Here is a 22,612-nt window from a genome sequence, read left to right on the forward strand (position 1 = left end):
GTGGGATCATGGCAGCTTTTCCTAAAAGAAGATCAGTTAGTCCTCCGGAGACATTGCTTATGGGAAATGACAGTTTCTCCAAAAGAAAAGCGATGGATTTTCCAAGGACCGTACTTTTAGGGCATGATATCGTGGACCAGGTCGCAGACGCCTGCAAGGCCCTCCAATTCGGTAAGAGAGGGATGATCGTGACCGGCACGGACACCCATAAAGCCGCCGGGAAGAAGGTCGAGGACCTCGTGTCAGAAAAGTATGATGTGGCCGTTTCGCTCACAGGCACCGCCACCCTGGACAATCTCAGGAAGGTCGAGGAGGAGGCAAAGGAGCACAAGGCGGCATTCCTGCTGGCAGTGGGAGGCGGAAGCAAGATCGACATCACTAAGATGGCCGCCAACGATCTCGGCATACCCTTCATAAGCATACCCACCTCCGTAGCGCACGACGGGATCGCGTCGGACCGCGCCTCCATAAAATCGGACGGCAGGTCCGTGTCGGTAAGCGCGGTATCCCCCAGCGGAATAATCGCGGATACCAAAGTGATCAACGACGCGCCGTTCAGATATCTGGCGGCGGGCTGTGCGGACGTCATATCCAACCTCACCGCGCTCAGGGATTGGGAGATCGCCAACAAAGCGAAGGGCGAGGAGATAAGCAGTTCCGCCTGCCTTATATCGAGATATGCCGCAGAGGAGATAATATTCAACTGCGGGGCCATAAAACCCGGGTACGAAGAGAGCGTGTGGCTTGTCCTGAAGCCCATAATAGCGTCCGGACTGTCAATGGGCGTGGCCGGGAGCTCCAGACCCACCAGCGGTTCCGAGCACATGTTCTCCCACGCGCTGGATGTCATAAGGCCGGAGACCGCCCTTCACGGGGAACAGTGCGGAGTGGGGTCGATAATGATGATGAAACTCCAGCGCGGCAACTGGAAAAGGATAAGGGATTCTCTTAAGAGCATCGGCGCCCCGACCACCGCAAGGGAGCTCGGGTTCACCGACGATGAGATAATAGAAGCATTGGTCAGGGCGAAGGGCATGCGCGAGGACAGATACACTGTGCTTAGGGAAAAGGGGCTGACACGAAGGGCGGCGGAAAAGGTAGCTAAGGATACCGGAGTGATCTGAGACATGGCGGCTATAACGCTGATAAGCGAGGCGCAGGCAAAGGAAGGCAACCGGTTCTATTACATCGGGCCGCAGCTGGAATGCAGGGAATGCAGGCTTAAAGGGGTATGTTTCAATCTCGAACACGGCTCCATGTACGAGATCACAGCGGTGAGGGAACAGACGCACGACTGTGAGTTCAACGAGGACAGGGTGCGTGTGGTTGAGATCAAAAAGGTCGCTCAAAGACTGGTCGTGCCGAAGAAGTCGGCGATAGAAGGCAGCATAATAACGTTCCAAAAGCCGGGATGCGGGATGCTGGATTGTGAGATCTATCTGTTATGCCACCCCTATGCCTCGGAGAACGGCAAGAAGTATTCCGTGATCGAGATCGAAGGGGATGCGGAGTGTCCCATCAACGAGGATCTGGTGTTTGTGAAATTATTCTGACGGGGACGTTCCGCGGCAGCCTGGATCAAACGGGGAGCGTACCGATAAGAAGCTGGATCGCGGCGTTGACCGCGCTTGTCCGTATCTCTTCTCTGCTGCCGTCAAAGTTGAACTTTCTGGCGAACGATCCGTTCTCCGAAGAGATACCGATCCAAACGAGCCCGACTGGCTTGGCGGCAGTGCCGCCTTCGGGGCCCGCTATGCCCGTCACCGACACGGCGACGTCCGATCCGAACAGCTCCCTCGCGCCCTCGGCCATTTCGACGGCGGTCTTTCCGCTCACTGAGCCGTTCTCGATCATCGTGGCTTTTTTGACATTCAGAAGATCTTCTTTCGACTCGTTGCCGTATGTTATCGCTCCGCCGAGGAAATATCGGGATGATCCCGGGACCGAGGTGATGACCGATCCGAGCATCCCTCCGGTACATGATTCTGCGACCGACAGCGTGATATCGTTCCTGGAAAGGATCCAGGAGAGGTCCTCCGCAAGGGTCATTTCACTCTCCTCCCGATATCTCTCTCAGCCTTTCAACGCCGTCCATATAGTCGATGACTTCGGCCACCTTCCTTGGCACGAGGGGGCGCCAATCGTCGCCTTCGATCATTTTCTTCCTCACTGCCGTTCCAGAATAGACCTCCCGGTTGTAAAGGGGGGTCTCTCTCAGCTCATACCCCGCCTCTCTGAACAAACGCCTGGTAAGGGGATTGTTGCTGTACACTATCGAGAACGGAGGGGAAAGGGATTCGACCTGGGCCACCCATAAGGAGTATCTGTTGATGTCCTCGATCGGCACGATGCAGTAATTCGTTATGCCCTCGTCCTTCATCACTTCGTCTATCATCAGGTACCTTTCCCCCGCTGTGAAGGGGTTGTCGCGTTCGTGCGAATACTGGGCGCTGCCGATGCCTATAGTAAGGTTCTCGGATTCCGCCGCGCATTTGCGTATAACTTCTAAATGTCCGTTATGGAGGGGCTGGAACCTTCCGACCATCAGCGAATAATCGCCGAAATAGCGCTTGGAGACCATGGTACCCTATCGGCGTCAAAAGATAAAATATTCCTTCCCCGGATTAAATGAAAATGACCGGAAAGCGCCGGCGTGAGCTTTCCGGTCGGAAGTGATCAAGGGTGTTTCGTTCCGTCCTCCACCTCGTCCTCTTTTCTCCTGCGCCACAGCAGCAGAAGCAAAAGTAAGATCAGGAACAATGCAATCCCAGCTATCAGCCAGGGGAAGCCGCCGCCATCCTCAGTGAAGTACAGGTCCAGACCTATGGACGAATTGACCTCCAGAGATATCTCCGAACTGGCGTATACGGCTGCTCCCTGCCGCCACTCCTTGAACTGGTATCCGTCGCCTGCGTATGCTCTCAGTTCGACCGAGGAACCTCCCTGCAGGGAGACCGTCTCCGTGTATGGTACGAAGGGCGACCCATTTATGCTGTATTCCACGCGGCCGTCTCCGTCCTTTATTTCGATCGAAAGAGTGACGACCGCCCTCGGGCCGGTACCTCTGGCATCAATGGTGTGGCTCATCGCGACATTGCGGAAGGTGTAGTATCCTTTCGCAACATCTTCCGGAGAGAGGGGCATGCCGTCCACCGTTACCGTAGCGGCGGAGAAGAAGAATGTCGCACTCCCTCCTCTGCTGACAGTAACTTTCCCTTCCGGAGACATGGTCGCGCCCTGGCTGGATGTCGCGGTTATGATATATTGCGCGGTGGTCAAGGAGGGGACGACCCTCTGTTCCAATAGGTGGGAGGCGGAAGCGTTGAAGTTAGAGTTCCCAAGATACTCTGCGGTAACAGGATGGATACCCAGACCCAGCGCCGCCGTCGCAAGGGTCGCTTTACCGGAAGCGTCCAACGCAGCTGTGCCGATGAGGACGCCGTCATCATAGAACTCGACCGTGCCGACAGGTATGCCGGTGCTGGGCAGTACGGCGGTGACGGTGGCAGTGAAGGTGACCGATGCGCCTGTCAGCGAAGGATTCGGGGCCGATATTATCGAGGCAGTGGTGTCTGCAGGGCTTACCATAAGGCTCACTGGGGCGGACCCTGAGGTCGCGTAACAGTAGTCCCCCCCGTAGACTGCGGTGATCGTGCGGGCGCCGGCGTCCAGAGCAGACGTTGAGAAAACAGCTATGCCGCCTGCGCTGAGTATGCCGCCGCCGATCGGGACGCCGCCGTCATAGAATTCGACCTCATCACCCGGTATGCCGGAACCGGGGCCGATGACGGTCACCGTTGCGGTGAATGTCACGGTCTGCCCATGCACCGACGAGGCCATGTTCGAGGAGAGCGTGGTCACTGTGTCAGCTTTGCTCACTGTGTGGTCAAGCGCGGATTCGGAGGCGTTGTAGTAACCGTCGCCGATGTAGGCCGCTTTGACCGGACGGATACCTACACTCAGCGCAGCCGTCGAGAATACAGCTTCGCCGTTGATATCGAGAGCAACGGTATCCGTCAGAATGCCGTCGATATAGAAGCAGACATCCCCTGTCGGCGTACCCGCGCCGGCAGCGGTCACCGTTGCGGTGAATGTCACGGTCTGCCCATAGACAGATGAGATAAGGTCTGAGGAAAGTGAGGTCGCCGTATCCTCTTCGCTCACTATGTAGCTCAACGAGACGGTTCCTGAGGTGTTGTATTCGGCGTCTCCCCCGTAGACGGCCGTGATCGGATGGGTGCCTACGATCAACGCTGCAGTAGATAGGACGGCCTTTCCGTTGATATCAAGCACGTCGCTACCGATCAGCGAGCTGCCGTCATAGAACTCGACGGTGCCTGTAGGCGTACCGGAGCCGGATCCCGCGGCCTCCACCGTGGCTGTGAAGGTAACCGTGCCTCCGAAGACAGATGATGCCGGGTCCGCTGAAAGCGATGTCCCGGTGTTCGCTTTGGTCACTTCGTGGCCCAACGAGGCGGGCCCGGAAACGTCATAATTGCCGTCTCCGATGTAAGATGCGGTGATCGTGCGGCTGCCTACGCTTGACAATATTACGGACAAGGCCGCTTGGCCGGAAGCGTCCAGCGGGGCCGTGCCGATAGGAACGCCGTTGTCATAGAACTCGACGTCGCCTGTCGGCACGCCTAAGCCTGTGCCTATGACGTCCACACTGGCGATGAAGGTCACTTCCTGCCCATAGGCGGAAGAGGCAAGGTCCGCCGTCAGTGATATCGCGGTGTCCGCCGCGATCACCGTATGGACCACGCCGATGTTATCTTGTGAGGTGTCGTAATTGTCATCTCCCATATATTCGACGGTTATGGTATGGGGGCCTGCGCTCAACGCTGACGTAGAGAAGGCCGCTTGGCCGGAAGCGTCCAAAGTAGCCGTGCCGATAGGGATGCCGCCGTCATAGAACTCGACGTCACCCGTCGGTATGCCTAAGCCTGTGCTTGCGTCGACCACTGCGGCGCTGAACGTCACGCTCTGCCCGTAAACAGAAGACAGGGCAGGGCCGGTCAGCTGGGTATCGGTCGTTGCTTTGTTAACTACGTAAGCGGTACTTGCGGAGGCGGAAGACAGTAAGCTTGCGTCCCCTGCAAATTCAGCGGAGATCGCATGGCTGCCTACGCTCAGCTGTATCGGTATCAGAAGAGAAGCGACCCCGGACAGATCACATGAACCTGTTCCGATAATATCCGCGCCGTCATAGAATATGATGGTCTTGCCGGACAGATCTCCTTCGCTGCCAGGCAATACAACCGAAAGCGTCGCGGTGATCGTTACGCTCTGTCCGTACACCGCCGGGGAAGCAGGCGCAACGGCGATGCTGACCCCGGTCTGCGCTCTGTCCACATCATGCTCGGTCTTTCCCGTGCTTCCGTTCATGTTCACGTTGCCGTCGTACTTGGCGGAGATCGTGTTTATGCCAAACGGCAGAGGAACAGAGATAGAGGCAACCCCTAAAGAGTTGCAGTTATCTGATCCGATGACCGTTGCGCCGTTATAGAAGATAATGAGTTTCCCGTTCGCCGTGTCGCCGATGATATCCAATATCGAAAGCGTCGCGGTTATTGTCACAGTCTCTCCATGCACGGAAGTGCCAGGTGTGACAGAGACGCTTACTTCGGTATCGGCTTTGTATATGTCGTATACGAAATTCGCCGATTCGGTCCCGTTCAGATAGGCGCTGCCCTCGAACACGGCTTTGATAAGGTGTTCGCCGACAATCAATATTCCCATATCGATCAGATCGACCATACTGATGGTGAAGTAAACGCCGCCTGTGCCATCGCTGTTGCTTTGGCCCAGAAGTACGCCGTCCACGTAGAAGCTGACCGTCTTGCCCGCCAGCGTATCGTAGCCGGGGGGCACCACCGCCAGATGCGCGATGGCCGTTACCTGAGTGGTCTCGACTATTATGGCGGCTACGACAAGGGCGGTATCCGCTTTGTTCACTGTATGCGGCACTCCCGCCGCTGAGGATGAGCCGCTGTAGTAGCTGTCGCCGCCATAGGCCGCTGTGATGTTGTGGCCTCCGAGAGACAGACTGTTTATCAAGAGGGAAGCAACGCCGGATTCATCGCAGGCCGCGGTCCCTATGAGCGCACTCCCGTCGTAGAAAGTGACTGTGCCGGAAGGCACGCCGCTTCCAGCATGACCGGGGGTCACGTGGGCATAGAAAGTGACATCTTCCCCATACATGCTCGGGCCGCCGCCGGAGGTCACCGCAGTCAAAGTGCTGTCCGTCACTGTGATGTTCAGGCAGGTGCCTCCGGTGGTTGTTACACCCAGGAAGGTGAAGTGGACCGGTTTGTCTCCGACTGTGTGGGTGTCTACGCTTTCGGAGGTGTTGGTCATGCCTGGCTCTGTGTAAGAAACGCCGCTGTCGGTACCGTTTGTGTACTCCAGGGTCAGCAGCGTTCCGGTAAGGTCGATCGTTTCTCCGATGGCATATGTTGTTTTTGCGGGATCGGTGCCGACGGCGATGCCGATAAGCGAGTTTGCGCTCTCCTCGACCGCACCGTAGGTGACGGCGCCGGCTTTCGCGCGATCCGCGCCGGTTTGATCAAAGGCAAGAGCTGCTAGGGCATTATCCACAGCCATTCTTTCGCCTGAGGAAAGGGTCGAATAGCCAAGGATATCGGAGATGGTGACGGCGGCGGCCGTTCCTGCCGCGATGCCGTTTGTAAGCACATTCTTGGTGCCGGTCGCCGGGTCGAATACGTTAAGTCCGAAGACCCGCCTGTGAGTGGTGGGGCCGCTTTGGATCGGTATCCCCTCGATCAGGTTCCTTCCGGCGGTATAGTTGACGGTGCCGCCTCCGTAGGTCTGCAAAAGTGCTGTTCCGGCCGCGTTGGTGTTGCCGGTGACTATACAGTTGTACAGGTATGCGGTTCGCCCGCTGTCAGCGTAGATCCCCCCGCCCCTGTTGTTCGTTATCGTGAGATGGAAAAGATATGTCTTCGTTGCACAGTCGATCCCCCCGCCGTCAGTCGCTGTGTTATCGGTGAAGGTACAGTTGGTCAGGACCATCAGCGAGCCATTGTGCGCGCTCACCCCCCCGCCGGCGACCCTTGCCGTATTGCCTGCAAATACGCAGCCGGTAAGGAAGGCGTTGTTATTCGTCCATATGCCGCCGCCGTTGCCGTTTGTCGCGTTGGTGGTCTCGTTTCCTGTGAAGATGCAGTCGGTGGCCGTTACGGGGCCCCATGAACGCACCCCGCCGCCGTTGCCGCCGGTCGCCCTGTTGTTGGTGAAGGCACAGTTGGTCAGGCTGGTGTTGCTGTTCCCGTAGACCCCGCCGCCCGCGGAGGTCGATCCGTTGCCGGTGAAGATGCAGTTCTCCAGGACGGCGGTGCCTCCTGAATAGACCCCGCCGCCCGAAGAACTCGCGTTGTTGCCGGCGAAGATGCAGTTCATCAGCGTAACGGCGCCTCCGGCATAGATCCCGCCGCCGGTGGAGCCTGTCCTGTTGCCGTCGAAGTCGCAGTTCTGTGCGGTGACGTTGCCGTTGCTGTGTATCCCGCCGCCGCTGTTAGAACCGGTGGTCCTGCCGTTCTTGATGGCCAGGCCGAAGTATTGCGAAGATCCGGAGTCGATCTGGTTGAAGACACGCCACGTCTTGTATGTCGCGTCCACGGTGATCTCCGGGGCGCCGTCAATGCCGAGGCGCCCGTAGATAACAATGTCTTTGGAGAATATGATCTCACTCCCCGTCTGGATATTGAACGTACTGCCGCCGGTCGAGGAATCATGGCTGTCAAAATAAACCACACGCCAATTCTCCGCTCCGCCGTCGTTATCGGCGTCGGTCACGCATTGGCGCAGGGAACCGGCCCCGCCGTCGCTGCTGTTCGTGACGATCCAGCTCTTTGCGGTCCAGTTGACGGCGCCGAAGAGGCAGTTGGCTGAGGCTCGCAGGTTCCCCGCCGCATCTCTTTCATGACCCGTGATCACCGCCGCGCCGCCCGCAATACCGGACAGCGGCATGATATAGCCGAATGTGAAGGTGTTGTTCCCGAACCATGCCGCATAATCGTCGGTGCCGGTTCCGAGCAGGTTGCTGCCGCCGAGGGGGAGGTTGCAGTTTCCTTTCAGCAGATCTTCTGTCATCAGGCAGTTATCGGCTGAGACAGAAGAGCCGGCGTATACATTGTACACATTATTGTTCACCTGTTCGTTGCAAGTGAACGTGCAGTGGCGCAGGACCGCGCTGACGCCGGCATCCACGACGCCGGTTTCGGTACCGGGGCTCGCAATGGAGTTCGCAAAGAAAGTAGTGTTGTCCGCAATGACGTTGTCTGAATAGACCGTGCCGTACAGTGAACTGTTATCTGCAAAGCCGCAATTTATGAGCGTAATGGAGCCGCCGGCATATATCCCGCCGCCGCTGGTCGCCGTGTTGCCGGTAAATATGCAGTTGGTAAGCACGGCATCGGCGACCGCCCGCACCCCGCCTCCGTCGCCGGATGCGGCGCCGTTCTCGATCGTCAGCCCTTTAAGCGTCAGCGTGCCCGCGGGCGCCGTACTGTTCAGCAGGCGGAAGCTGGATGCACCGATGCGCTGTATGGTCACGCCGGCCCCTCCGTCTATAGTTATGTCAGGCAGATCGAATAAGATCTCGCCGCTTGTCAGCGTGACAGCGGTCACTGACGGATCGAATCTGATGGTATCGCCGTCTTCCGCGGCAGTGAGGGCCGCACGCAGGGAGCCGTCGCCGGCGTCATTGCCGTTGGTGACGACAAGTGCATTCCCCGCCCCAGCTCCCTCCGCCATGGGGGAGGGCAGGCCGAGCATGGCCGTGGCGGTGAATAACATCAGGATTATCAGCATTACCGCCGGTATATGTCTGGGTGTGTTCGTTTTTGTTTTCATCGTCATCTCCTCTCTGGAACGTTTCCTATCCCCCTATATATCCAAGAATGGCGCTCTATAAGTTTTATACTTGTGTATTTACAAAATCAATGGATAAAGGTACTTGCTTCTCAGATCACTGAAATAAAGATGCACCGCGCCAGCCTCTTTTCAGCCGGAGCGGAAAGAAAAAATGGTGTTTAAGCAGTTTACAGTGGGCAGGGGTTGCCGTCTTTCGGTATGGTCCTTTCCGTGATCGTCGCGGTATCCTCGACCTCTTCCGGTAGGGGTTCCGTCTTAGGGGGATCCTTTCTTTCCTCGTGTTTTGCAGTGATTACGTACTCAGGCGGAGGCTCGATCTTCTTTACCGTGGACACCCCGCCCTCGGTCAGAGGCAGAAGCTTGGTCATCAGATCCTTCTTTTTCGGACAATCGACGAAAGCATATTCAACGACGTCGCGGAAGTTCTCCACAGAGTAGACGTCCATATCCTTGTAGAATTTGTTCAGGATCATCACGTCGTTAGAGTTCGCTTCGGGTATCAGCGCCATTTTTATTCCCGATGCCGCCGCCGCCTCCAATTTAGCGGTCACGGCGCCTACTGGGAGCACCTTCCCTCTGACGCTGAGACTTCCGGTCATCGCGAGGTCCTGCCTTATAGGTATTCCCTCCATCGCGGATAAGATGACGGTCGCCATCGTTATGGATGCGCTGTCTCCTTCTACTCCGTCATATGTCCCTATGTATTGAAGGTGTATGTCGTAATCGGATATCGATTTCGAGGTATAGTTCTTGATCACCGCCGATATGTTGTCGACGGCCTCCTTTGCGATATCGCCAAGGCGTCCGGTGGCTATCAGCTTCCCTCCCTTCTTTGTCTGGGGCGGTGCTATGGCCGCTACGATCGGCAATACTATTCCTGAATATTCTGCCATGCCGGAGTCTGCGCCCAGAGCGGCAAGGCCGTTGATCATCCCGATCTCGGAACCGCTCGTTTCGAACAGAGAGTACTTCTTGCTGTTCTCTATGTGGCGGTCCGCTATCTGCTGTTCGAGGCTGCGTGCGGTTCCCTTGGCGGAAAGCACATCGTCTATCGTGACTATGTCAGACCCTCTTTCGACGGCCACATCGCCGGATACGCGGACAAGGCCTCCGAGCTCCCTCATCCTGAGGGTGAGCTCCCCCTTTCTTCCTGCGCGGCGCTGGGCCTCCTTAACGATCTCTCCCACAGCGTATTTGTCGAACGGAGGTATCTTTTCGTCTTTTTTGACTTCCTGCGCGACGAATCTTGCTATGTCGTAGCGGTTCTCGTCCGTATCAGGCATAGTGCTGCGCATGTATACTTCGTAACCGTACCCCCTTATTCTGGATCTTAACGCGGGGTGCATCCCGTGGATGGCGTCCAAGTTGCCGGCGCAGACGAGAATGAAATCGCACGGGACCGGCTCGGATTTCACCAGCGCGCCCGAGGACCTCTCCGACTGGCCGGTGATGGACATCTTCTTCTCCTGCATTGCGGTCAGAAGCGCCTGCTGGGACTCTATCCTGAGCAGGTTTATCTCGTCGATAAAGAGGACGCCTTTGTTTGCTTTGTGTATCGCGCCGGACTCCAGCCTGTCGTGGGACGGGGTCTCCAGACCTCCGCTCTGGAACGGGTCGTGTCTAACGTCTCCCAGCAGCGAACCCGCATGCGCGCCCGTCGCATCTATGAAAGGCGGCATATCGTCGGGATTATGTCCCACCAGCAGTTTCGGCACGATGGCCGTTTCCGTTCTCTGGTTGGGCGTCCTTGTGAAGAGCCATATGATTATTATCACAAAAAGGCATACGAGCAGTATCTCCCACTGTCCGAAGATGTATACTCCCATTGCCCCTATCAATGCCACCAGGATGCATATGTAAATGAAAAAGGAGCCTTTCTGGTTCTTCATCGCCGCGGCGTGTGCTTTTTGCTCGCTCACGACCGCTTTGCCCCTTCCGGCCGGGAATTCGCGTATCCTGGGCTCGTTGACATCCTCAGGATTGTGATATGAGACAATATCCTGAAGCGCTTCCTTGGGAAGATACTCCACCATGGAGTTGGCCAGCATCGATTTTCCGGTGCCGGGTTCACCGATAAGCATGACATGCCTTTTTTGGAAGGCCGCCTTCTTCATCACTTCCACGGCTTTTTCCTGACCTATGACACGGTCTGACAGTTTCTCCGGTATCTCGATGTCTTTGGTAGTGCGGAAGGTCTGCCGCTCTACCCAATCTTCGAGGAGTGATGGTTTTTTATTGACAACTGTTTCCATGCATTCCCTTCCTAACAGTGTTAGTTTGTACTCGTATATAATTGTTGTTCATCAACCGCTCCTTTTTGCATATCTGTACAAAGCCACTGACAGCAACGCTACTATCGCGAATGCCATCACCCACGCATAACTCATATACCACGCAGGGGGCCCGGAATCGTACGAGGTGGTGCTCAGGACAGGATCCTCGAATGGATTAGGCAGATGGCCGCTTCCTAGATACGTTCCCTGGTGGTGCGTCTGGAAGAATGTGTCTGAGCCCTTCAGGAAATAGGAATTGTTGGTGTTGTCATTCCAGGTCACATCTATGGCATACCATTTCCCGTCATCCATCAGGACATAGTTCCAGGCGTGGTTGACCATATCTACTAGGGATGTTCCCGATACCACCACGCACTCTATGTTCTCTTTCTCACACAGGAGAAGGAATGCTTTGGAGTAGCCGTCGCATACCGCATAGTGGTTCGGATCGACAAAAACGCCATAGGCGTCGTGGGAATAGATGCTTATTTTTTTGTCATCATTCCAGTTCGGATCATATGTAGCAAGTTTGGTAATGTAGTTATTTATGTCCAAGACCTTGCCGCGGACGGTCGTACTTTCCGTAGAGAATTTGTCCACTGCGGCGTTGAGGTCGTCCAGCATTTTCTGTATGCCCTGGAACTCTCCCGTCACCGGATCTTTTGGATAGCTTGTTAAAGATACCTGGAACGAAAAGGTCGTCACCGTCGCAGTGTTACCTGCGACCGTAATGTCGGCCGCGGGATATGAGAACGAACTCGCCCCCCAGCCCCAATACGCCATCGGCGAGCTGGACCTGAGAGCATCGGCCGCATCATCGACGATCTTTTTGATTATACTCAAAAGATATGCTCTGGCATCATCGGGGTTGTCCGATGTCGCGCTCAGTTTAACAGGGAGATCAACAACAAGGCTGCTGGTATAAGCGTCTGCCGAATTCATCGCATCAAATACGGCCTTGCCGTTGGCATCCAGCTGGTCATAATATGAGACGAACTCGTAAGTATCGTCCGATCCCGCCGCATAGATCGCTCCGGCGGTCGGAACGAGAAATACGGCGGCAGTGAACATGACCATTAATATCTTTAGAGATTCTCTCATATCTTTTTCAATTACTCCATATTTCCGCCGTATTTAAACTGAATGCATAAACGTCCGACGAACGCATAAATAAACCATGCTCGATAGAGAACCGCCCATGAAGGTCGAGGAGTTAGAGGTCGATAAGGAGGTCAGGGAGATCCTGATCAAAAGCGGGTTCGTTGAACTCTACCCGCCGCAGGCGGAGGCCCTGCCTATCGCAATTTCTGGAAGGAACCTCATCGCGGCGATGCCCACTGCAAGCGGCAAATCGCTCATAGGTTTCATACCGGCCGTAAGCACCGTGCTGAAAAAGGGCGGAAAGGTGCTGTACATAGTTCCGCTCAAGGCCCTGGCTTCGGAGAAGAAGGACGACCTTGATAAATTCTCCGCGCTGGGCGTTAAGGTCGTGATGAGCACGGGGGACCTGGACTCCGACGACGGAAAACTTGCGGATGCGGACATAATCGTGGCGACGTCCGAAAAAGCGGACTCCATGATGCGCCACGGAAGCATATGGATGGACGACGTGAGACTGGTGATCGCGGACGAGATACATCTGATCCACGATCCCGGCAGAGGCCCCACACTTGAGATCATACTGACAAAACTCATGCGTAAGAACAGGGACACGCAGATGATCGCGCTGTCGGCGACCATCTCCAACGCAGAGGACCTCGCCCGCTGGCTGAAAGCGGATCTTGTGACAAGCGATTGGCGCCCCATACCTCTGAGGGAAGGCGTCTATTACGATGGGGAGATAACCTTTGAGGACGGATCCTCCATAGAGGTGCCGCAGAGCAAGGACAGCGTCTGGGACATGATAAACCAGACCTTTGCGGAAGGCGGACAGTGCATGATCTTCGTGAACACAAGGAGGTCCACCGAATCGCTTGCGGCGAAGTATTCCGGCAAGATGGGAGCCCTTGCCGGAAGGGAACTGTCCGAGAAAGAGGCGGACATCCTGGAGGGGGATTCCGAGACGACGTCGCTAGGCAGGAAGCTGCTGTCCTGCGTAAAATGCGGAATGGCGTTCCATAACGCCGGGCTCACATACAAGCAGAGAAGGTATGTTGAGGATAACTTCCGCAGCGGCGGCATAAAATGCATTGTCGCCACACCGACGCTCGCGGCGGGCATAAATCTGCCCGCAAGAAGGGTCATAGTGAGGGATACCCACAGGTACGACTCCAACGCAGGTAATGTTCCGATCTCCGTCATGGAGGTGAAGCAGATGTGCGGAAGGGCCGGAAGGCCCGGGTACGACCCTTACGGAGAGGCCGTGCTTGTCGGCAAAAGCCTCGGCGATTTCGATCACCTCATGGAAGACTATGTGATGCATGACACGGAGAGGCTGACGTCCAAACTCAACAACGAAACGGTTCTCAGAAGCCATATCCTGGGGTTGATCGCGACCGGCGACGCCGGCACAGAAGAAGGCATAGTGGACTTCATGCGCGATACGTTCTTCGGGAACACCTCTCAGATGTACGGGATAGAGAGCGTCGTCGAGAGCGTGGTGGATTTTCTGGAAAGGGAAGAGATGGTCGCGAGGGAGGGAGGATCGCTCCGAATACTTCCGTTCGGAAAGAGGATATCCGATCTGTACATAGATCCGAAATCGGCGGTCATCCTGAGGGATGCGGTAATGAGGATAAAGGACGACACGGAAGATCTCATGATACTGCACGCGGCGGCCTCCACCCCCGACGTCCTCGGCCTTTACCCCAAGAAGAACGACTTCGACAGGCTGTCGAAGCTGGAGATCGAGCATTCAAGGGATTTCCTGGCGGAGCCGGCGGATGAGGAAGATGACTTCATGTTCGAGAGTTTCATGAGCGACCTGAAGGTGGCCGTTCTCATGGATGATTGGATCAGCGAGGTCTCCGAGGAAGAGATAACATCTTCCATGGGCATCGGGCCAGGAGACATAAGGTCCAGGGTGGAGATGATCGACTGGCTTCTCTATTCGATGAACGAGGTGGCGTACATCTTCAAGCCGGAGGCGACAAAAAGGATCAAACCGCTGCTAACCCGCGTGCGATACGGCGTGAAAGAAGAGCTCCTGGGACTCATATCGTTAAGAGGGGTCGGAAGGGTAAGGGCAAGGGTGCTTTATGACAACGGCATACGCTCAAGGTCGGATATCATCACAGCCGATGTCGACTTCCTGTCAAGGCTGCCTAAGATCGGCCAAGCTCTCGCGAACAGCATGAAGGCGCAGTCAGGAGGCACGACGGAAAGGAGAGAGGCTCCGGCTGTGAGCGAAGAGGAAGAATACATGCTGGATAAGATGGCGGAAGAGTATGTCCGTGAGAAAATGGGCCAAACCGATATCCAGAAGCAATCGAGGATACACGATTATTGATCACTCTGAAAGTATCCTCTCGACATCCTCCACAGAGTTCTTGCACGGTATCGGCGAAGGGGAATTCTGTATTATCGTATCGGGGTCCTTCAGTCCGTTCCCGGTGCAGATGCAGACCACCCTCTCGCTCTTGTCAACGATCCCCATGGACAGAAGCTTCCTGAGCCCCGCCACGGAAGCGGCGGACGCGGGCTCAACGCATACTCCTTCAGTCTTTCCGAGAAGCCTCTGGGCGTTTATGATCTCCTCGTCCGTGACAGTGGTGCAGTATCCCCCTGTGTCGTACATCGCGCGGAGCGCCCTTCTTCCGTTCACGGGGTTCCCTATCCTTATGGCGGTGGCGACCGTTTCAGGATTATCCTCGGGTACAAAGTCTTCCTTTCTCTCCCCGAACGCTCTCGCGACCGGCGGCGCGCCGGCGGCCTGTATCCCGGTGAGCATTGGAATTTTGTTTATCCATCCAACTTCTTCCAGTTCCTGCACCGCTTTATGGACGGCCGTGATGTTGCCAGCGTTGCCGACCGGGAGGATTATCCTGTCAGGGACGTCATATTCCAACTGATCCATTATCTCGAACAGCACTGACTTCTGCCCTTCCGGCCTGTATGGGTTTATCGAGTTCAGGAGGTAGAGCTTTCTTTTCTCGGCCATCTTTCTTGCAAGGTCCAAAGCCTCATCGAAGTTGCCGTCGACCGAAAGGACCTTTGCGCCGTAGAACAGCGCCTGGGCAAGTTTTCCGGCCGCGACCTTTCCTGACGGAAGGAACACGGCGCACTTCATGTCTGCCTTGGCGGCATATGCCGCCAGCGACGCGGACGTGTTCCCGGTGGAGGCGCAGCCGACCACCTTCGCGCCGAGTTCTTTGGCGCGGGATACTCCGACAGTCATCCCCCTGTCCTTGAACGAACCGGTCGGGTTAAGGCCGTCGAATTTAACATGTACCTCTGAGACGCCGATCTCTCCGGCCAATCTGTCGGTCCTGTAAAGGGGAGTGCCTCCCTCCTGTATCGATACTTTATGAGAAGGGTCCACTGGCATGAAGGGGGCGTATCTCCATACGCCCAGCATCTCTTTCCTGAGGTCCTGCGGTCTCATCTCCTTTACGGGTTCCAGATCCATTTTCACCGAGAGGAGCCCTCCGCATCTCGGACACAAGTACACGTAGGGGTCATCGACGTCAGCGCCGCAGTCCCAGCAGACAACTTTGTGATATGCCATGTCAGATCCTCCTGCAGCCGGTGCCGGGTTTCGTTACCCACGTATCGCATTTGATGTTGTTGTCCGTATAAACGGCCTTCACTCTCTCAGCTATGGCGCCGCCGATATCCATCTTCGCATCGTAGAATGACATGATGCATGGTCCGGACCCGCCCAGGAAGGACACCAGCGCGCCGTTGGACATCGCTTCTTTCTCGGCCTCTTTCAGGTGCGGGACGAGCTTTGCCCTCGCGGGTTCGAAGACGGCGTCCTTCACCGACCTGCCTATGATCTTCAGGTCTCCTGTCATCATGCCGTAGACCAGCGTAGAAGCGTTGCCGACATGGAAAACAAGGTCCTTAATAGGAACTTCCCTCGGAAGCACCTTTCTAGCGTCACACGTTGCGACCATTACGTCTGGAAGGACGACGACCATTCCGAGGTCTTTGGGGGGATCTACCCTGATGACGTCGAATGGTTCATACGACCTTATGATGGTGAACCCGCCCAGGATGCACGGGGAGACATTGTCTGCGTGAAGTCCGCCTGATATAACGTCCTCGGCGTGGGCGGCGCAGAGTATCACTTCGGTGGGGCCGAGCTTCTCTCCGCACATGATGTTCGCAAGGAACGCCCCTCCGGCGGCGCTCGCTCCGGATGAGCCCATCCCGCTGCATGGCCTTATTCCTTTTTTTATCTTCAGCTCTATTCCGAAATCCGCGTTGCACCTTTTCAAGACCTGTTCCGCGGCAATGCTCACGGAATTGATCTTTGGGTCGGTCGGTATGCCCTCGGACCCCGGGCCGGAGACCTCTGTTATAATGAAACCTGAATCGATCTTTCTTCCTTCGATGATATCGCACGGCTCGCTCATCGCGAGCCCGAACGTGTCGAACCCCGGACCGATGTTCGAGGTGGTGGCGGGGGCCGCGACCCTTATCCATTCGCCTGACATGCTACACTTTCCTGTCTTTCCGTACAGCAGTCCATTTGATAAAGGTTTTCAGGCGAGGACATGCGGCCTCGCCCCACCTGATGGCATGGGCGGCTGTATATAGGGCGCCGTCCTCCCTCCTGATGTCAAGACAGGCACGCCGTGCCGGCACGGCGGATTCCGTCGAAACTGTTTTATCTTCTCTATATAAGTACGTAATAAAAAGCAGGCCGGCCTCCGGGGCCGGGAGGAATGTGTTATTCATGCGAACAGACAAAAAGAAAGTTATAGGGAGGGGAAAATGCTCATCAAGTAAGCTGTTGCTGACAGCGGCGCTCGCGGTGGCGATGCTAGCGGTCGCCGTCGCGGCGCTTATGGCGCCGACGGCGGTCGCCGCCTCCGGGGACGACGTCCCTTATATGGATGAGAATGGAGTAATGCAGATTTGCCCGACGGCCATCGTGCTGGAGGGCGGCGGTGCGACTGTGCTGAGCGACGGGTGGTATCTCGCGAGCGGCATGGTCAGCTATGACACATTGACAATAAGCGGCAGCGATGTCCACCTGATACTTGAGGACGGTTGCGACATGACCGTGATGTCCCCTGCCGGCGCGGGCATCCTCGTCACAGGGGCTGATAGCCTGACGATATACGCCCAGTCGGCAGGGACGGGTATGCTCACAGCCAACGGCGGTAGCGACGGCGGCGCGGGCATCGGCGGCTCCGGCGGCGGCAACGGCGGCGCGATAACCATCAACGGTGGTGTCGTCACGGCCACCGGCGGCGGCAGCGGCAGCGGCGGCGCGGGCATCGGCGGCGGGCAGGGCGGCAACGGCGGCGCGATAACCATCAACGGCGGCATCATCACGGCCAACGGCGGCGGCAACGGCGGCGGCGGCAACGGCGGCGCGGGCATCGGCGGCGGCTCCGGCGGCAACGGCACCACCACCATAATCAACGGCGGCGCGGTCACGGCCACCGGCGGCGGCAACGGCGGCGGCGCAGGCGGCGCAGGCATCGGCGGCGGGCAGAACAACGGCGGCTCCGGCGGCTCCGGCGGCACCATTATCATCAACGGCGGCACGGTCACGGCCAACGGCGGCGGTTCCAGCGGCTCCGGCGGCGCGGGCATCGGCGGCGGGAGGAACACCAGCGGCGGCCCCAGCGGCTCGGTCGCCATCACCGGCGGCACGGTCACGGCCACCGGCGGCGGCCCCGGCAGCGATGGCATCGGCGGCGGCAACGGCGGCGCGGGCGCAACGGTCAGGATCATAGGCGGCAGCGTCCTCGCCACCGCGGGGCCAGGCGGCGACCCTGTTGACGTCAGGCCGACGAACTACGCTCTGGACGACCTCTACTTATTCACAGTCACAGTGGACCCCGCTCTGGGGGGCAGGGATGTAATCATCACGGACCTGACCGGCGCGGCATCATACTATATCTTCAAAGACATCGTGACGGACTCGGCGGGCAAGATATACCTGTGGCTCCCGGTGGGGATCACGAACATGAGCCTGGCGGTTGGCAGCAAGATATACGACGCGACCATGACCGTGCCCTTGGTGTCACCAGATGATACAGGCGCGCTCACGGCGACCCTGTCTTCGCTCGTGCCCTACGTCGACGTGAACGGCGACATGCAGGTTTCGCCCTCAGCGCCCTCCGTGCTGACGCCGGGCGCCCATGGCGCCACGGCGCTGGCAGCAGGATGGTACTACGCCGACGGCATCTTCACCTACTCGGGCACCATCACTATCAACGGCGACGTGCACCTAGTCCTGGCGAACGACGCGGTGATGAACACCTGGGGCGACTATACGATCTTTGAGGGCGGCTTCACGGTCACGCCGGGGAGCAGCCTGTCTATCTACTCCCAGCCCGAGGAGGCCGGCTACGACATGGGCAGGGTCGTAGAGCAGAACGGGGATGCCGTCTTACTGCTCAATGGCTCCGCGCTCCTCAACACCGCCCACATATCCGCCGTACTGTCTTCATACTTTGGCGTATGGGGGGACATTGCTGCCGCGGTCGCCGTCACCAACGGCGTCACAGGCACAATCCAAGGCGGCGACACTGGAATCCTCATCGATGGCCGCGCCTCGGTGGTCAACATGGGGGCGGTGACCGGGGCCAACGGGGTCTGGTTAGCGGGATTCGACGGGTCGGCGGGGGACGTCTTCTCCAACTATGGCCTTATACAGGGCGCAACGGGAGGCACCGGGGTGTACGTCCAGAGCGGGACGGACGTACTCCTCGAGAACTATGGCACCATCACGGCCGGCGAAGCCGGCATCTTCCTCATCGTCAGCGGTGAGGTCGAGAACCACGGATACATCGCGGCGACCGACGCGACCGACAGCTATGGCGTGTACGCTTACGCCTCAACCACTGTCAGCAACACCGTGTCGGGCGCGGGCACAGGCGTGATCACAGGCGCCTATGGGGTGTTCATCAGAGTGGGGAACGCCTCGGACACTATCACCAACACCGGCGGCCTGATCGAGGGCACCGACCCAGTGGTAGGGGTAGGCGTCAAGGTCGAAGGAGGGGCAGGCATGCTGGTCACCAACATCAACCGCCTCCCTGACATTGGCACGATCATCGGCGCGTTGCACGGCATAGAGATGCCGAGCGGGGCGGTCGACAACGAGGGCCGCATCCAGGGCGGTTCCGCGGCGAGCCAGTACGGAGTGTACGTCACAGGCTCCGCGACCATTGACAATGCCGCCAACGCGACCATAACCGGTCACGGCGGGGTGCGCATCGGGAACTTCGTCGGCGGGCCGGGGAACGACACGTTCGCCAACAATGGCCTGATAGAGGGCACGACAGGCGACGGGGTGCACATCGACGCCGGGTCCGACGTCCTCATTACCAACAACAGCGGCGGCGAGATCAAAGGCGGTAACCACGGTATCTACCTCGCCAGCGGCATAGTGGGCAACAATGGCTATATCGAGGGCGGCACGGCGGCTGGCCAGTACGGAGTGTACGTTACCGGCTCTGCCACGATAAACAACCCAGCCGGCCACATGATAACGGGCCATGGCGGGGTTTACATCGGGAACTTCGTCGGCGGGCCGGGGAACGACACGTTCGCCAACAGCGGCCTGATCGAGGGCACGTCGGGGAACGGTGTTCAGATTGATGCTGGGACAGATGTCCTGATAACCAATAACGGCGTGGTCACAGGAGGCACCAACGGTATCTACCTCGCCAGCGGCACAGTGGGCAACAATGGCTATATCGAGGGCGGCACGGCGGCTGGCCAGTACGGAGTGTACGTTACCGGCTCTGCCACGATAAACAACCCAGCCGGCCATACCATAATGGGCCACGGCGGGGTGTACATCGGGAACTTCGTCGGCGGGCCGGGTAACGACACGTTCGCCAACAACGGTCGTATCGAGGGCACGTCGGGAATGGGCGTGCAAGTCGTGAGCGGGACAGATGTCCTGATAACCAATAACGGCGTGGTCACAGGAGGCACCCACGGGGTCGCCATTCAGAGCGGGGCGGTCGTCAACAACGGCTCGATCGTCGGTGTCGTCAACAACGGCGTCACCGGCTCCTCTGCTGAGGTCAGCAACAACGCAGGAGGCTACATAAAAGGCGGTGAGATCGGCATCTCCATCGGCAACGGCTCTGTGGACAACGCGGGCTATGTCGAGGGCGGCGCGGGGTTCGACCACTACGGCTTGTACGTAGCGGGGTCGGCGACGATAGACAACGCCGCCGGCGCAACCATCACGGGCCGCGTCGGAGTGTATATCGGCGACTTCGACGGCGGGGCGGACACCTTTGACAACTCCGGCCTGATCGAGGGGATATGGTCTGACGGCGTGCAGATAGACGATGGAACAGACATCCTGATAACCAATGACGGCTCGATTACGGGCTTGGGCGGCGGCCATGGAGTGTACCTCAACGTCAGCGGCGCTGTTCACAACGAGGGCGGGATCGCAGGTCTCAGCACCGGAATCTACGCCGAGGCCTCCGCCGATATATACAACGCCGCTAGCGGGGTGATCTCAGGCTACACGGGGGTACGCATAGAGGACTTCGTCGGGTTCGACGGGACGGCAGGCGACACCTTCGTCAACTACGGTCTGATAGACGGCACTTCCGGGAGCGGCGTGTTCATCGCCGCCGGGAGCGACGTCCTCGTCGAGAACGGCGCCGGCGGTGTCATCAACGGCATCAACAACGGGATAGAGATGGCTGAGGGCACGGTGTACAACTACGGCACTGTCTACTGCGCCCCCGGCGGCGAGTACGGCATCCGCATCGGCGGCGCTGGCTCGGTGAGAAACAACACGGGAGGCTACATCGAGGGCCCCAGCGGCATCATGGCCGGCTGGCTAGACTACGGCGACTACGAGATAACCAACTACGGCACCATCAAGGGCAGCCCGAGCAACGGCATTGAGGTCGCCGATGGGGACATACCATTCGTAAACAACTACGGCACGATCATAGGCGACTCGTCGGGTATAGTGTTCGTCTCGTACTCCTTTTATGCAAGGGTGGACAACTCCAACGCAGGTTCCATCACAGGCGGCGACGACGGCATAGCCTTCATGGGCGTCAGCGGAGGCGTGGTCAACAACTACGCCCCGACCTCGGTCATCGTGGGCGGGAACAACGGGATACTTGCCAACACCGCGGGCAGCTTGACAGATGTGATCAACAACGGCTCCATCACCGGCACGGCAGGCGACGGCGTCCAGCTCGCCGGCGGGGGCCTAATCGAGAACCACGGGGGCATAACCGGAGGGGCCAACGGCATAGTCGCGGCAGACGCGGCCGACTTCATGAACGACAGCACGGTGTCCGGCAATGTCGTGCTGAACGGCACCGGCAACTTCGTGGTGTCCGTCCCAGGCAGTGTGATCACGGGTGATCTCTCCCTTGGCCCGCTGTCGTCGCTGTTGTTTGTTGACACCCCCGGCGCCCCCCCTGTCTACTTGACAGTTGGCGGCAACACGGACATAGGCAACGCGGTCGTCGACATCGACCCGGTCGGGCTGCCTGCCGGCCTTGTCCCCGGCGATACCCTCGTCCTCATCGACGGGAGCGCCGGGACTATGACGGGGACGCCTGCTAACACGACGCTCGCCGTCGGAGGATACAACTTCCGGATAGAGGTGAATGGCGATCAGCTGACCGCCGTGGTGTTCATACCTGCCACGTCCCCCACTTCAAGGACGTACTACGTGACCGCGACGTCGGACTCGTCCTCGAGTCTATCCCCTGTCGGAAAGGTGGCTGTGACCGGCGGGACGAGCCAGACGTTCGCTTTCTCGGCGAACGCCGGCTATGTCGTGTCTTCAGTGACCGTGGACGGCATGGCGCTCTCGCAGGCCGACATAGACCTGGGGCAGTACACCTTCCGTAACGTGGGCACGAATCACTCCATAGACGTGAAGAGCAGGGTGGCCGGCAACGTGCCCATCAGGATAGGCACGGGCGACGGCGGCCACGCCGAGTACAGCGTGAACGGCGGCGCGTTCCAGAGGTACACAACAGGGACAACCTTCCCGGAGGGCTCCCAGGTGACCCTGAGGGCGGTCGCCGACGACGGCTACGAGTTCGAGGAATGGGTTATCGGCGGCGCTTTCTACTACACACAGGAGATTACCCTCGACAGCAGCATGCTGGCAGGGGACATCCAGCTCTACTTCACCGGCGGCCCCGACGACGGCTACCTGATATGGATAGTCATCGCTGTTGTGATCGCCGCGCTGATACTGCTGACGATCATATTTGTGCTGTACAGGAGGAAGGGCTCGGAGGCCGGGCGCAGCTGACGGAACACAGTCAAAAACCATGAGGGGCCCCGGCCCCTGTCAAACCGTTTCC

11 protein-coding genes are annotated in these 22,612 nt (G+C 58.1%); 4 read left to right on the plus strand and 7 right to left on the minus strand.

What is annotated here, in order from left to right; genetic code table 11:
- The first annotated feature begins 8 nt into the window (after positions 1-8).
- Together FWG96_05700 and FWG96_05705 are read left to right on the plus strand one after the other, a co-directional pair.
- Positions 9-1,124: an NAD(P)-dependent glycerol-1-phosphate dehydrogenase gene (locus FWG96_05700; protein ID MCL2032744.1), complete on the plus strand. Its 1,116-nt coding sequence runs from the start codon at positions 9-11 to the stop codon at positions 1,122-1,124.
- 3 nt (positions 1,125-1,127) lie between these two features.
- Complete coding sequence (locus FWG96_05705; GenBank protein ID MCL2032745.1) at positions 1,128-1,553, plus strand: UPF0179 family protein; 426 nt, start codon at positions 1,128-1,130, stop codon at positions 1,551-1,553.
- A gap of 25 nt (positions 1,554-1,578) precedes the next feature.
- Here FWG96_05705 and FWG96_05710 read toward each other — a convergent pair whose 3' ends face one another.
- From FWG96_05710 to FWG96_05730, 5 genes are all read right to left on the minus strand, one after another.
- Positions 1,579-2,049 carry a CinA family protein gene (locus FWG96_05710; GenBank protein ID MCL2032746.1) on the minus strand — a complete coding sequence of 157 codons (471 nt, stop codon included), beginning with the start codon at positions 2,047-2,049 and terminating at the stop codon, positions 1,579-1,581.
- 1 nt (position 2,050) lies between these two features.
- Positions 2,051-2,581: a nicotinamide-nucleotide adenylyltransferase gene (locus tag FWG96_05715; GenBank protein ID MCL2032747.1), complete on the minus strand. Its 531-nt coding sequence runs from the start codon at positions 2,579-2,581 to the stop codon at positions 2,051-2,053.
- 95 nt (positions 2,582-2,676) lie between these two features.
- Positions 2,677-8,877, minus strand: coding sequence for an Ig-like domain repeat protein (locus tag FWG96_05720; GenBank protein ID MCL2032748.1), 6,201 nt, complete (start codon positions 8,875-8,877; stop codon positions 2,677-2,679).
- A gap of 188 nt (positions 8,878-9,065) precedes the next feature.
- Positions 9,066-11,150, minus strand: a complete 2,085-nt coding sequence (gene lonB / locus FWG96_05725) for an ATP-dependent protease LonB (protein MCL2032749.1) — start codon at positions 11,148-11,150, stop codon at positions 9,066-9,068.
- Between the two features lie 51 nt (positions 11,151-11,201).
- Positions 11,202-12,272 (minus strand): hypothetical protein, encoded by a 1,071-nt coding sequence (locus FWG96_05730; GenBank protein MCL2032750.1) that lies wholly within the window; start codon positions 12,270-12,272, stop codon positions 11,202-11,204.
- Positions 12,273-12,369: 97 nt separating this feature from the next.
- Between FWG96_05730 and FWG96_05735 the strand changes: the two genes are divergently transcribed.
- On the plus strand, positions 12,370-14,619 hold the full coding sequence (locus tag FWG96_05735; protein ID MCL2032751.1) for a DEAD/DEAH box helicase: 2,250 nt from the start codon (positions 12,370-12,372) through the stop codon (positions 14,617-14,619).
- Here FWG96_05735 and thrC read toward each other — a convergent pair whose 3' ends face one another.
- Positions 14,620-15,837 carry a threonine synthase gene (gene thrC / locus FWG96_05740; protein ID MCL2032752.1) on the minus strand — a complete coding sequence of 406 codons (1,218 nt, stop codon included), beginning with the start codon at positions 15,835-15,837 and terminating at the stop codon, positions 14,620-14,622. It lies immediately after the preceding gene.
- Between the two features lies 1 nt (position 15,838).
- Complete coding sequence (locus tag FWG96_05745) at positions 15,839-16,771, minus strand: homoserine kinase (GenBank protein ID MCL2032753.1); 933 nt, start codon at positions 16,769-16,771, stop codon at positions 15,839-15,841.
- Positions 16,772-17,013: 242 nt separating this feature from the next.
- Between FWG96_05745 and FWG96_05750 the strand changes: the two genes are divergently transcribed.
- On the plus strand, positions 17,014-22,560 hold the full coding sequence (locus tag FWG96_05750; GenBank protein ID MCL2032754.1) for a right-handed parallel beta-helix repeat-containing protein: 5,547 nt from the start codon (positions 17,014-17,016) through the stop codon (positions 22,558-22,560).
- The last annotated feature ends 52 nt before the right edge of the window (positions 22,561-22,612 follow it).

The organism is Candidatus Methanoplasma cognatum, assembly GCA_009777615.1.
GTDB lineage: Archaea > Thermoplasmatota > Thermoplasmata > Methanomassiliicoccales > Methanomethylophilaceae > Methanoplasma > Methanoplasma cognatum.

What these genes read in the sequence shown, in the direction of transcription:
- FWG96_05700 (MCL2032744.1), top strand. Translation starts at nt 9, where the DNA reads ATGGCAGCTTTTCCTAAAAGAAGATCAGTTAGTCCTCCGGAGACATTG.
- FWG96_05705 (MCL2032745.1), top strand. Translation starts at nt 1,128, where the DNA reads ATGGCGGCTATAACGCTGATAAGCGAGGCGCAGGCAAAGGAAGGCAAC.
- FWG96_05710 (MCL2032746.1), bottom strand. Translation starts at nt 2,049, where the DNA reads ATGACCCTTGCGGAGGACCTCTCCTGGATCCTTTCCAGGAACGATATC.
- FWG96_05715 (MCL2032747.1), bottom strand. Translation starts at nt 2,581, where the DNA reads ATGGTCTCCAAGCGCTATTTCGGCGATTATTCGCTGATGGTCGGAAGG.
- FWG96_05720 (MCL2032748.1), bottom strand. Translation starts at nt 8,877, where the DNA reads ATGAAAACAAAAACGAACACACCCAGACATATACCGGCGGTAATGCTG.
- lonB (MCL2032749.1), bottom strand. Translation starts at nt 11,150, where the DNA reads ATGGAAACAGTTGTCAATAAAAAACCATCACTCCTCGAAGATTGGGTA.
- FWG96_05730 (MCL2032750.1), bottom strand. Translation starts at nt 12,272, where the DNA reads ATGAGAGAATCTCTAAAGATATTAATGGTCATGTTCACTGCCGCCGTA.
- FWG96_05735 (MCL2032751.1), top strand. Translation starts at nt 12,370, where the DNA reads ATGAAGGTCGAGGAGTTAGAGGTCGATAAGGAGGTCAGGGAGATCCTG.
- thrC (MCL2032752.1), bottom strand. Translation starts at nt 15,837, where the DNA reads ATGGCATATCACAAAGTTGTCTGCTGGGACTGCGGCGCTGACGTCGAT.
- FWG96_05745 (MCL2032753.1), bottom strand. Translation starts at nt 16,771, where the DNA reads ATGTCAGGCGAATGGATAAGGGTCGCGGCCCCCGCCACCACCTCGAAC.
- FWG96_05750 (MCL2032754.1), top strand. Translation starts at nt 17,014, where the DNA reads ATGCGAACAGACAAAAAGAAAGTTATAGGGAGGGGAAAATGCTCATCA.